General features: G+C 32.2%; 12 protein-coding genes. All 12 read left to right on the top strand.

Annotated features, from left to right (window positions below):
- Positions 1-24 precede the first annotated feature (24 nt).
- The 12 genes from OLM51_RS02510 (at position 25) to OLM51_RS02455 (ending at position 13,226) form a co-directional block, all read left to right on the top strand.
- A complete protein-coding gene (locus tag OLM51_RS02510; protein WP_264552843.1) occupies positions 25-525 on the top strand; it encodes a F0F1 ATP synthase subunit B in 501 nt (166 codons plus the stop codon).
- Between the two features lie 4 nt (positions 526-529).
- Positions 530-1,063: an ATP synthase F1 subunit delta gene (gene atpH, locus OLM51_RS02505; RefSeq protein WP_264552842.1), complete on the top strand. Its 534-nt coding sequence runs from the start codon at positions 530-532 to the stop codon at positions 1,061-1,063.
- A gap of 38 nt (positions 1,064-1,101) precedes the next feature.
- A complete protein-coding gene (gene atpA, locus OLM51_RS02500; protein WP_264552841.1) occupies positions 1,102-2,679 on the top strand; it encodes a F0F1 ATP synthase subunit alpha in 1,578 nt (525 codons plus the stop codon).
- 90 nt (positions 2,680-2,769) lie between these two features.
- Entirely contained in the window at positions 2,770-3,630 is an 861-nt protein-coding gene (gene atpG, locus OLM51_RS02495) for an ATP synthase F1 subunit gamma (RefSeq protein WP_213258624.1), read from the top strand.
- 386 nt (positions 3,631-4,016) lie between these two features.
- Positions 4,017-4,694 (top strand): kinetochore protein SPC24, encoded by a 678-nt coding sequence (locus OLM51_RS02490; protein WP_264552840.1) that lies wholly within the window; start codon positions 4,017-4,019, stop codon positions 4,692-4,694.
- Complete coding sequence (locus tag OLM51_RS02485) at positions 4,694-5,815, top strand: hypothetical protein (RefSeq protein WP_264552839.1); 1,122 nt, start codon at positions 4,694-4,696, stop codon at positions 5,813-5,815. The genes OLM51_RS02490 and OLM51_RS02485 overlap by 1 nt, the downstream gene beginning before the upstream one ends.
- Positions 5,816-5,843: 28 nt before the next feature.
- On the top strand, positions 5,844-7,658 hold the full coding sequence (locus tag OLM51_RS02480; protein WP_264552838.1) for an OmpA family protein: 1,815 nt from the start codon (positions 5,844-5,846) through the stop codon (positions 7,656-7,658).
- A 40-nt stretch (positions 7,659-7,698) separates the two neighbouring features.
- Entirely contained in the window at positions 7,699-8,475 is a 777-nt protein-coding gene (locus OLM51_RS02475) for an ABC transporter permease (protein WP_264552837.1), read from the top strand.
- 2 nt (positions 8,476-8,477) lie between these two features.
- Positions 8,478-9,308 (top strand): ATP-binding cassette domain-containing protein, encoded by an 831-nt coding sequence (locus OLM51_RS02470; RefSeq protein WP_264552836.1) that lies wholly within the window; start codon positions 8,478-8,480, stop codon positions 9,306-9,308.
- A gap of 8 nt (positions 9,309-9,316) precedes the next feature.
- Complete coding sequence (locus OLM51_RS02465) at positions 9,317-10,849, top strand: AAA family ATPase (protein ID WP_264552835.1); 1,533 nt, start codon at positions 9,317-9,319, stop codon at positions 10,847-10,849.
- Between the two features lie 375 nt (positions 10,850-11,224).
- Positions 11,225-11,671: a GNAT family N-acetyltransferase gene (locus OLM51_RS02460; RefSeq protein WP_264552834.1), complete on the top strand. Its 447-nt coding sequence runs from the start codon at positions 11,225-11,227 to the stop codon at positions 11,669-11,671.
- A 94-nt stretch (positions 11,672-11,765) separates the two neighbouring features.
- The gene (locus OLM51_RS02455; protein ID WP_264552833.1) at positions 11,766-13,226 is read left to right on the top strand and encodes a lipopolysaccharide biosynthesis protein; all 1,461 of its coding nucleotides are present in this window, start codon (positions 11,766-11,768) and stop codon (positions 13,224-13,226) included.
- Positions 13,227-13,243 lie beyond the last annotated feature (17 nt).

The raw sequence follows: 13,243 nt of genomic DNA, 5'->3' as shown, positions 1-13,243 counted from the left end.
TTAAATATTTAATATAGTTATAAAATGGATAAGTTAATTAACGATTTTTCATTCGGATTATTCTTTTGGCAAGCTTTAATCTTGTTAGTATTAATTTTACTTTTAGTAAAATTTGCGTGGAAACCAATTATGGAATCTATTACTGCAAGAGAAGAAGGTATTAAAAATGCATTGCTTTCTGCTGAAAATGCAAAGAGAGAAATGGAAAATTTACAAGCAGACAATCAAAGAATTTTGAATGAAGCTCGTTCAGAACGTGACGCGATGTTGAAAGAAGCTCGTGAAATGAAAGAGAAAATGATTGCTGATTCTAAAAACGAAGCGCAAGAAGCTGGTCAAAAAATAATTGAGCAAGCTAAAGCTGCTATCGAAAGTGAAAAAAATGCTGCAATGGCAGAATTGAAATCTCAGGTTTCAACTTTATCATTAAGCATCGCTGAAAAATTATTGAAAGAAGAATTATCTAACAAAGAATCTCAAACTAAATTAGTTGAGAAAATGTTAGGTGACGTAAAGTTAAACTAAGATTATGGCAAGTACAAGAGCAGCAATTCGTTATGCAAAAGCAATTCTGGACTTAGCAAACTCTAAAGGTGTTGCCGAAGCTGTAAATAACGATATGAAATCAATTGCTCAGGCAATTGAAACTAATACAGAACTGAGTACATTTATTCAAAACCCAACTACAAAAGTTGAAGTTAAAGAAAGTGCTCTTTTAGAAGTTTTCGCAGATGTAAATGGTGTAACTAAAGGTTTATTCCATTTATTATTTGAAAACAAAAGATTTGAAATTCTAGAAGCTATTGCAATAGAATACAAAAGATTATTTGATGAGAGCAATGGTGTTGAAGTAGCAAAAGTTACAACAGCAATTCCAATGGATGCAGCTTTAGAAGCAAAAGTTTTAGCAAAAGTTGCAACGTTATCAGATAAAAAAATTACAATTGAAAATATAGTAGATCCTTCAATCATTGGTGGATTTATTTTGAGAATAGGAGATAATCAATACAACGCTTCTGTTGCAAACAGATTACAAGTATTAAAAAGAGAGTTAAGTAATTAGTTTTATTACACATAAAAGTGTCTAAATTATAAATTAAGATGGCGGAAATCAAACCTGCTGAAATTTCAGCAATATTAAGAAAGCAAGTAGAAGGTTTTGAATCTGGTGCTACGCTAGAGGAAGTAGGAACGGTACTTCAAGTTGGAGATGGTATTGCTCGTATTTACGGGCTATCTAATGTACAATATGGTGAGTTAGTTGAATTTGATAACGGACTTGAAGCTATTGTATTGAATCTTGAAGAAGACAATGTTGGTGTGGTACTTTTAGGACCATCAACTGGAATCAAAGAAGGTTCAACAGCAAAAAGAACACAACGTATTGCTTCTCTTAAAGTAGGTGAGCAAATGGTAGGACGTGTAGTTAATACTCTTGGTTTTCCAATTGATGGAAAAGGACCAATTGGTGGAGACTTATACGAAATGCCTTTAGAAAGAAAAGCACCTGGTGTTATCTTCCGTCAGCCAGTAACTGAGCCATTACAAACAGGAGTAAAAGCAGTAGATGCTATGATCCCGGTTGGTCGTGGACAACGTGAGCTTGTAATTGGTGACCGTCAAACAGGTAAATCAACTGTTTGTATCGATACAATCTTAAATCAAAAAGAATTTTATGATGCAGGTAAACCTGTATTCTGTATATATGTTGCAATTGGGCAAAAAGCTTCAACTGTAGCAGGAATCGCTAAAATGTTAGAAGAAAAAGGTGCAATGGCTTATACAGTTATTGTTGCAGCTAATGCTTCTGATCCAGCTCCAATGCAAGTTTATGCTCCTTTCGCAGGTGCTGCAATTGGAGAGTATTTTAGAGATTCAGGTCGTCCTGCACTTATTGTGTATGATGATTTATCTAAACAAGCTGTTGCTTACCGTGAGGTTTCTCTTTTATTAAGAAGACCACCGGGACGTGAGGCATATCCTGGAGACGTTTTCTACTTACACTCTCGTTTATTAGAGCGTGCTTGTAAAGTAATTGCTGATGATGGAATTGCTAAAAACATGAACGATTTACCAGATTCTATCAAAGGTATCGTAAAAGGTGGTGGTTCATTGACTGCTTTACCAATTATCGAAACTCAGGCTGGTGACGTTTCTGCATATATCCCAACAAACGTAATTTCGATTACAGATGGTCAGATTTTCCTTGATGGAGATTTGTTCAACTCTGGAGTTCGTCCTGCTATCAACGTAGGTATCTCTGTATCTCGTGTTGGAGGTAATGCACAAATTAAATCAATGAAAAAAGTTTCTGGAACTTTAAAATTAGACCAGGCTCAATTCCGTGAATTAGAAGCTTTCGCTAAATTTGGTTCTGATCTTGATTCTGTTACTTTAAACGTAATCGAAAAAGGAAAAAGAAACGTTGAAATCTTGAAACAAGGTCTTAACGATCCTTATACAGTAGAAAATCAAGTAGCTATTATTTACGCTGGTTCTAAAAACTTATTAAGAAACGTTCCTGTAAATAAAGTAAAAGAATTTGAAGCAGATTTCTTAGCTTACTTAAACAGTAAACATAAAGATACGCTTAACGCGTTGAAAGCTGGAAAATTAGATGACAACATTACTGACGTTATCGAAAAAGCAGCAAAAGAAATTTCAGCAAAATATAACTAATTAGATAATTGGTAAATTAGATAATTAGAAAATGTATTCGCATTATTCTAATTATCTAATTTTCAAATTGTCACATTTTCTAATTAATAGATGGCAAATTTAAAGGAAATCCGTAATAGAATTACTTCCGTTTCATCGACGATGCAGATTACATCGGCTATGAAAATGGTTTCTGCTGCAAAGCTTAAGAAAGCACAAGATGCAATCACTGCGATGCGCCCTTATGCCGAGAAATTAACGGAGTTATTGCAAAATCTTTCTGCTACACTTGATGGTGAGGTTGGAGGAGATTATACAACACAACGTGAAGTAAAAAAAGTATTGCTTGTAGCTATAACTTCTAATAGAGGTTTATGTGGTGCATTCAATTCAAACGTAATTAAAGAAATTAAAAATCGTACTGATTTTTATGCCGGAAAACAAGTTGACGTTTTTGCTATTGGTAAAAAAGGAAATGATGTTTTAAGCAAAACTCATAATGTACTTGGTCATCATAATGCAATTTTTGATCATTTAACTTTTGAAAATGTTGCGGGTATTGCTGATAATTTAACTGAAAAATTCTTATCTGGAGAATACGACAGAATTGAATTGATTTATAATCAGTTTAAAAATGCTGCGACTCAAATTATTCAAACTGAGCAATTTTTGCCATTAGCACCAATTAAATCGGATGCTTCTGTTTCGGCTGGAGATTATATTTTTGAGCCTTCAAAAGAAGAAATTGTATTGACTTTAATTCCTAAGTCTTTAAAAACACAATTATACAAAGGTATTCGCGATTCTTTTGCTTCAGAGCACGGAGCACGTATGACAGCTATGCATAAAGCAACTGACAACGCAACAGAATTAAGAAACCAATTGAAATTAACTTATAATAAGGCACGTCAGGCGGCTATTACAAACGAGATCCTTGAAATCGTTGGTGGAGCAGAAGCTTTGAACGGATAAGATAAAGTTTTTATAAAATTTAGAAGAGCTAACATTAATTTGTTAGCTCTTTTTTTGTTTATACCAATTCTTAAACGAGAATACAGTGAAGTTTAAATTATGCACTAGGTTAATTCTTACTTTTTTAGTATTGTTTATGCCATAATTGATTTTTAATTAAGTATTTTTGGGATCCTATTTTAGGAGTAAGTCTTTAATGAGAAACAAGAGAATGTAAGATTTTTTTTAAATATTGATAATGGTAAATTAAGCTGATAATAAAATAGTTACATTATATTTTTAAAAAAGTATATATTTATACTTTTAAAATTAGTAACTTTTTAACACTTTCTGCGTATAACATTTAACAACCAAAAAGTTATTAAAAAATAGATCACCTACAAACGATGACAAAAGAAAGTTTTAATTGGAAGAGTCTTTTCATTAATGATGAGACTGATAATTCAGAGGGCAAAGCTGCAACTCCACCGTCAGGGCCCATTTCACCAGCTACAGACAATAAATTTCCGAATCAAGTTACAGAATCATTTCCACCAAATTCAGTGACAAACCCTTTTTTAAACGAAATTTTCGAAGTTTACGATAAAGGTTTTGAGTCATTGAATGAATCAGGTTTTGATTTTTTTGAACTTTATAAGTCAGTTATGGCTGTTGGAGTAACAAATCCGCAAAGTTATCAGATGGCTTTTGCAATGGGAAAATCAATAAAATCTGATTTGACTAAAGATTTTCTTTTACAAAAAGGGAGTTTTTATATTGCAGAAATTGAAAAAGTGCATACTAAATATGACACCATTGGAAAAAGTAAAAAAGCTGAATTAGATAACACAATTACAAAAGAAAAGTATAATTTATCCAAAAGTATTTCTGATTTAGAGGCCAAAATTCTTGATCTTCAAAAAGAATTGGAAGCTAAGAAAATGGAACTTCAAAAAATTGATCCTGTTAATATGGAGCAGCTTTCGGAGATTCAGTTGAAAATGGAAGCTAATGATTTGGCAAAACAAAAAATATTAACCTCAATCAATACTGTAATTACAGGAATAAATCAATATTTACAATAATGGATAAATTCGATCAAGAAAGAAGCACTCTTTTGACACTGCCAATACTTAAACATTTTGACGAGTCTAAAGGAGAAATTGCTTTAAAATCAGGTGCGCTTAAAAAAGGAGAAAAGTCATTGTTTTTGGCTTTGGCATTAGGTTTATTAGGAGTTGGAGGATATTTGATCTGGACCTACATTATCCCACCATTATTTACAATGCTTGGTCAGGCAATAGCCTTATCTGCAACGGGAGTATTTTTGGTTTTTTTAGTAATGATGGCTCCTGTTATAATGAAAGGACTTCGTTTTGCAACAAAAAATCTTCATAAAGCACTGATTCAGAGTAATCCTTTTAATGAATTAGAAGAGCAGAAACAAAAAATGATTAAAAACCGTGAAGTTTTTAAGAACACAAAAGCAAAGCTTAAAGGTCTTAAAAATGAAATGGAAATAGAAGCCAGTAAGTCTGAAAAAGAAGCAAAAGGATTTCAGGAAGACGTGTTGAGTTTACAGCGTCAGTCAGAAAAATTGAAATCGGCTATGGATGAAATGGTGAAGCAAAATGGTGTTGCAGCAAAAGATACAGATGAGTATGTAGCCCTGCAAAGTGAACTAGCAAGAAAGCTAAGCGATTCTCAAAGAGTTTCGACACAATATGAACAAAGCAAAAGTTTTATCCAGAAATATGGTGTTCGTGCAAATGTTTTAGGCAAAATGGATCGTAAACTTACTTTGGCAGGAACAGCAATCGACATTAAAATTGCCGATTTTGATGTTACGGTAAAGATGCTTCAAAAAGAATATGAATTTGCCAAAAATGCGAAAGAAGCCACAGAAAGTGCAAAAAGTGCGATGATGTTTACTAAAGACTGGGAATTAGAATATGCTCTTGAAGTGGTAACTTCTACTATTGCTCAGGATATTGCCAGAACTTCAGAAAACTTAGTAGACATCGATGCATTAACGTCTAAATATTCTGTTGATAATGATGAGCTTTATTCAAGATTAGATTCATTAGCAGATGAAATTAAAACAGGGGATAATACCATTCCGGATTCAACAAAATATACAAGTCCAAATTACAAAATGACCAAAGAAGATAAATTATCTAGTGGTGGTTTTGGAGATATTTTTTAATACAATTAAATTTAATTTTTAGATAAAAATGGGAAAAATTTTAAGAACAGAAAAGTTAACAACCTTTTCTGAATTACTTATCGTTATTGCTGGAATTGGTGCAATTCTGGGAGGAGTTTATTATATATCTCCGGGGATTAAAACAGCGGTATCAAAACAATTGAATGGTATTGAATTAAACCAGACAGATGTTAATAATGTTACCAATGCTGCAAAAATTGCACTTCCATCAACTGAACTATCTTCAGAAGTTGCAAATAAACCTTTAGTAAGAATTGGTGCTTATGCATGGAATGCTCAGTCTGGAATTATAGTTTCTAATGGTGGTCCAAAAACAACAAAAGGATCATTGATGGAAAAAAATGGAGTTAATCTTGAGATTATTCGTCAGGACTGGCTTTCGGAATTGCGTAACATGCAAATGAAATTTATCGAAGAATTTGATAAAGGAGAAGCTTTTCCATCTTCAGAAAAAAGTGTTTTTGCTGTTATCATTATGGGTGATGGTGCGCCATTTTATATTAGCTCTGTTCAAAAATCACTTGATGAAAAATACGGAAAAGATAAGTACCATGTTCAGGTAATGGGAGCAGTAGGTATGAGTTATGGAGAAGATAAATTAATTGGACCTCCAAGCTGGAAATCAGATCCAAAATCTATGAAAGGTTCTGTTATATCTGCAGTTCTTGGAGATGGTGACTGGGTTACTACTGTAAACTATTGTTTTGCAAACGGATTAAAAGTAAACCCTGATCCAACAACGTATGATGCAGAAGCTGTAAATATTTATCCGTCAGAAAATGATGATTATATTAAATCGGCAGAAGAATTAATCAAATCTCAAACTACAGGATGGACTGTTACTTTAAAAGAAGTAGTTGATGGAAAATTAACTGGAAAATCGGTTAACAGAAAAATCGATGGTTGTGCTACTTGGACACCTGGTGATAAGACTGTATTTGATAAATTGACTGGATTTGTTGATATCGTTTCTACGAAAGAGTTCAACAACCAAATGCCAACTACTATTATTGGTGTGAAAGAATGGGCTGTAAAAAATCCTGATATTGTTTCTAACATTTTGAAATCGGCATTGACGGCTTCAAACCAAATGAAAAACTATGAAGACTGGAAAGTAAGAGCTTCAGAAGCAGTTGCAGCAACTTATAAAATTGAAACTCCGGAATATTGGTACAAAATGTTCAAAGGACAACAAGGAACAAAAGGCGGATTGACTTATAATATGGGAGGTTCAAAAGTATTTAACTATGCTGATGCAATGCAATATTATGGTTTATCTGATGGTGTAAACAGATACAAATCAGTTTACAATCAGGTCGCAGGATATTTGACAGAATTGAATCCGTTTGGATTTAATGAAAATGTTGGTGCTGTTGTTCCTTATGATCAGGCAGTAAACTTATTCTTCTTGAAAAACATAAACGATATCGAATCTACTTCTGCAGACAAAGCAGATTATAGTGGTGAGGCAAAAGAAGTTGTCGCTTCTGGAGAATGGAAAATTAATTTTAACACAGGAAGTTCTGAAATTTCTAATACATCTAGTAGAGAAGTAGAGAAAATTTACAATCTTTTAGTACAAGCTGAAAACACAAAATTAACGGTTGTTGGACACACTGACAATGTTGGAAATGCGGATGCTAATTTAGCTTTATCAAAAAGCAGAGCACAAGCAGTTGTAGAGTACCTGAAACAAAAAGGTATTCCTGCAAATCGTTTCCAATTAGTAGACGGAAAAGGTCAGAGTAATCCAATAGCAGATAACAATACTGCTTCTGGAAAAGCAATAAACAGACGTGTTGTTATTACTTTATTAAAATAAAAACAATTAAAGGCTATCTTAATAGATAGCCTTTTTTACAATGAGCATGATAAAAATTTTAACTCCCTTTGAAAAAATATCAAAACTAAACAAGACACTTATTTTGATAGGCTGGTTAGTTCTTTTGATTATTATTTGGTTTGCAACAACATCTGGCGAAAAGCATCTTTTTCCTTCTCCTTCTCAGGTTTTAACCGGTTTTTCGGAGTTGTATAAAGAAGGTTTAGTGGTACATATTTTCAATTCATTAAAATTGTGTTTTATCTCCATTTTTTTAGCCACAATAATTTCTTTGGTTTTTGCGTATGCATGGCCAATTCCATTATTAAAATCAGTTTCTGAATTTGTTACAAAATTTAGATTTTTACCTTTTACCGGACTTTCATTTTATATTACAATGGTGGTTCATGAAGCCAGAACAATGCAAGTGTGGATTTTAGTGATTTTTTTGACAACATTTTTGACGACATCTTTAATTGCAGTTATCAAAGATATCCCTCAGGAAGAATTTGATCATGCTAAAATGTTAAAATGTACAAGATTAGAAGTGCTATGGCAAGTTATTATTTTAGGAAGAATAGATTATGTTATTGATGTAATCAGACAAAATCTTGCTATAACCTGGATGATGCTTGTAACTGTTGAGTCGATTGTTGTAGCTTCTGGAGGATTAGGGTTTTTAATTAAAAACTCTGATAAGTTCATGAATACAGGACGAATTATTGCACTTCAAATTATCATTTTATTAATTGGTCTTGGCTTAGATGCAGGAATAAATTTCTTGAGAAAAGCAGTATTTAGATATTCAAAAATATAATCATGAAACACGAATATAAAGAAACGCTTTTATATGTTGAAAATCTTAGCGTTGCCTATGATGATACTGTTATTATAAAAGATATAAGTCTGGTAGAAAAAGATGTAGTACGTGATGGAGTAAACTGTACAGGACAAGTTATTGCTTTTGTTGGAAGATCGGGTAGAGGAAAATCAACTTTTTTTAAAGCACTAACAGGACTGATTCCTACCAATACTGGAAAAATATTGATTAGAGATTTTGAAAACAAAGAAGCTAATGCGGCCAAATCAGTAAATGAGGGAGATATTGGTTTTGTAGATCAAAAATATACTTTGTTCAGACATAAAACAGTTACTCAGGCTTTGAAATTTTCGTTAAGAAAAACAACACTTTCGAATACTGAAAAAGACGAAAAAATAAAGCTATACCTTAAAGAATGGGGCTTAGAGAATTGTGCCGATAAGTATCCGAATGAACTTTCGGGCGGACAAAGACAAAGAACCGCTATTATAGAACAATTGTTTTCATCGGATCAATTTATTGTTTTAGATGAACCATTTTCAGGATTAGATGTTGGAAATATTGAAGAAGTAAAAAAATCATTTGAGTTATTAGGAAAATCATCTGAGGCTAATACCGTTATTTTTTCTACTCATGATATTGAGTTGGCAATTGAGTTAGCGCAAACTATTTACGTTATTGGGCATCCAACTGTTAATGGAAAGAAAGAAAGCTACGGAACAATTGTAGCCAAATACGACCTAAGAGACATGGGACTTTCATGGAAAGATTATTGTGACGATCACTTAAAATTATCAAAAGAAATTATTCATCAAATGATGATTTCTTAAATTAGAATATGTCAAAAAAGAACAATCCGATATCGATCTTAGAAGAATCATTTTTGTCTCTGAAAAAATATTTAGAAACAAACATTTCTACAAATGAAGCCGTTTTTACGGCTTCATTTATTATCGAACTGCAAAAAGAAACCAGACAGATTCTTGAAATTTGCAATGTCTTAAATCAGGATGCAGATTTTATTCAGAAAATAAATGAAAAGGTAAATCCTGTTTTTTCAAAAGGACTATTACTAAAAGCGGAGCATTTTTTTCTTTCTGATATTATTGATCTTTATGAAAGAGAACCCGGAACGAAAAATGAAAAACAGGAATTTGTTCTGGCCTATTATTACGATGCTTTGCGCAATAACCATTTTGCAAACGAAAATTCTGTAAGCGAATTGAATCAGTTGGTTTTTACGGAGAACTTTAAAAGTCTTCTTGTAAAAATTAAAAAAGAGAATAGGATAATAACTTCGAATGTTCAGCAAAACTATTATGTACTTCCAGAAATAATAGTCGAAAAGAAACATAGTGGTCTTGAAGAAATTCTAATAGAATATCAAAACTTCATTTATTTTACATTTGGTAAAAAATTTGAAAATACTGCAGCTTTTAGCAATTATCTGGGTTTGAATGTGAAAGCATCAAAAATAGATAAAAAAGAAATAGACAATCTTCCTGAAGAAGATACGCTGGAAAAAGTGCTAAAAGAGTTAAACGAACTTGTTGGTTTAGCAGAAGTAAAAAAAGACGTTTCTGAACTTATCAATTTATTGGAAATACAAAAAAAGCGTTCTCAACAAGGATTGAAAAATGTTGAAATTACTTTGCATACTGTTTTTCTAGGACCTCCTGGAACCGGAAAAACTTCTGTGGCAAGACTTTTAAGTAGAATTTTTAAGCATTTGGGTTTTTTATCCAAAGGTCAAATGTTTGAAACAGACAGAGAAGGTTTAGTTGCAGGTTATGTTGGACAAACAGCAACAAAAGTCAATAACGCGGTAGAATCAAGTCTTGGCGGAGTATTATTTATTGATGAAGCTTATGCATTAACTCAAAATGCATTCGGGAATGATTATGGAGCAGAAGCAGTAAATACGCTACTTAAAAGAATGGAAGATCATCGTGAAGATCTGGCTGTCGTGGTTGCAGGATATACTGAACCGATGAAGATTTTTATAGAATCAAATCCCGGGTTGCGTTCCCGTTTTAACAGATATTTTCATTTTGGTCATTTTACACCAGAAGAATTATTTCAAATTTTTGAATCATTTTGTTCAAAGTCAGATTTTATTATTTCTAAAGATGCAAAAGAAAAACTGACCGATACTTTCGAATTATTATACGAAAGCAAAAATGAAAGTTTTGGAAATGCCAGAGTGGTTAGAAATTTATTTGAAAAGTGTGTTCAGAATCAGGCAAATCGAATTGTGAAACTGAAAAAAGTTACCAATAAAGTTTTAAAAACCCTTACAGAAGAAGATATTCCGGAGCCAAAAGAAACCGAGAAAAAAGTTAATCTCGAAATGAAAGATAAAGAAATATAAAGAAGAGCCGGTATTAATACCGGCTCTTCTTATTTTTTTGGAGTATGTGCAGAATTATAAATTTATAAAATGGTGATTCTCAATTTATCCAAAAACCGAGAATCAATACCATTTTATAAAATTATTGAACAGATTTATCACCGTCTGTTTGCTTTGTCTTTTGTGGGAACAAACTAGCTTTATTAGTCCCAATGCTTACTTTTATAAGGGTTGTAGTTTAGCTTTTCTCATTCCCTTTGATACAAAGTTACAGTAGAAGACCTTTTGAAAAATTATATAATTTATGTTCTTTATTTATACATTTCACACATAAGGATAACGCAAATTATATAACTGAAAAAAAATAAGTATTTTTGAAGTCTATTTTTTTACAAAATGAAATTACAAATTCAGGAACTTACAACTATAGAAGAAATGCTGGCTCAGATTGAGACCATGCGATTTCTTTATCCAAAACTTTCGATCGAAAAATATCAATCTTTTCTTTCAGAGATGTTACCACATAACTATATTCAGATTGGAGTTTTTGAGAACGATGTCTGTTTAGGTCTAACTGGTTGTTGGTCTGCAACAAAACTTTGGACAGGTAAATATCTTGAGATCGATAATTTTGTTGTAAATCCGGAACACCGATCTAAAGGAATTGGAAAATTACTAACAGATTACATTGAAAAAAAAGCTATAGATCTCGATTGTAGCAGTATCGTTTTGGATGCTTTTACCGGAAATTTTGGAGCACATCGTTTCTATTACAATCAGGGATACGAACCAAAAGGGTTTCATTTTGTCAAAGTTTTAGACGAAAATAAACTAACTCGATAAAAAAGAGTTCAAGTTTTTTTATTGAACCCGCAAAATCATTAATAAACCAAAGAATTGGTTATTTTTGTTTCACAAACTTTATTATAAAATTATTTTGGGATTATATAAAAATCTATTCAAACAAACAGCAATTTACGGACTGGCTACAGTCCTGCCAAGAATGCTGAGTTTTTTATTGGTGAGACTATATACGGGTATTTTGCCAACTGCAGAATATGGTGAAGTTTCGATTGTTTTATCCTGGATGGTTTTCTTTAATGTTGTACTTTCTTACGGAATGGAAACAGCATTTTTTAGATTTTACAGTGCCGAAGATGATAAGAAAAATGTAATTGCAACTTCTACAATATCAATATTCTGGTCCTCTATTATCTTTTTGTTTGTCGCTTTAATTTTTAGAAATACTTTGGCAAGCTGGGCCGAAGTAGATGCACAATACATTACTTATTCAGTTTGGATTTTAGTTTTGGATGCTCTGGTATTAGTACCATTTTCCAAATTAAGAGCCAACCAGCGCCCGATGGTATATGCAGCAATTAAAATTGGAAATGTTATTATCAATTTATTGCTAAATATTTTCTTTTTGATCTATCTGCCAAAACTTGCAGCTTCAAGTCCAAATTCAGTTTGGGATAATTTATACATTCAGAATTTCCAGATTGCCTATATTTTCATTGCTAATCTTTTGGCAAGCTTAGCGACATTTGTGGTGCTTTCGCCAAATTATCTTTCACTTGGAAGAAAATTTGATCCCGTACTTTGGAAAAAAATGATGAAATACGGTTTACCAATTTTAGTTGCCGGACTTGCATTTGCAGTTAATGAACATTTTGATAAAATTCTTTTAGGATATTTATTACCGGAAAACCTGGCTAAATCTGAAGTCGGAGCATATTCTGCCTGTTACAAGTTAGGCTTGTTTATGGTATTGTTTGCAACAGCTTTTAGATTAGGAATTGAACCTTTCTTTTTTAGTCATGCAAAAAACGAAAATGCCCCACAGACTTATGCCGTAATTACAAAATATTTTGTGATTTTAGGTTCTTTGATTTTATTGGGAGTAATTGTTTTTGCCGATGTTTTAAAATATCTTTTATTGGATAACAAATCTTATTGGGAAGCGATGAAAGTGGTTCCTTTAATTATTTTGGCAAACTTCTTTTTAGGAATTTACAACAACTTATCAGTTTGGTATAAATTAACAGATCAGACAAAAATTGGAGCCTATATCTCAATTGTTGGTGCAATTGTTACCCTTCTTTTAAATTACTTCTTAATTCCAAAATACAGTTATTACGGTTCTGCAATTGCGACAATTTCTGCTTATGGCAGCATGATGCTTATTTCGTATGTACTTGGAAATAAATATTACCCGATACCTTATGATATGAACAAAATTTCTGCCTATTTAGGAATTTCGATTTTATTCTCGGCTATTTCATTTTATGGATTCAGAGAAAATTATTTTGTTGGAATTCCGTTATTATTAGGCTTTATGTATTTTGTTTATCATAACGAAAAAGACACAATCAAAGGAATTATGAATAGAAAGTAACTATACTTTTTAATCTT

It is taken from the genome of Flavobacterium sp. N2038 (assembly GCF_025947185.1).
In the GTDB taxonomy this organism is placed as follows: Bacteria; Bacteroidota; Bacteroidia; order Flavobacteriales; family Flavobacteriaceae; genus Flavobacterium.
The sequence above is the reverse complement of the archived record's forward strand: the minus strand, read 5'-3'. Positions and strand labels throughout refer to the sequence as shown.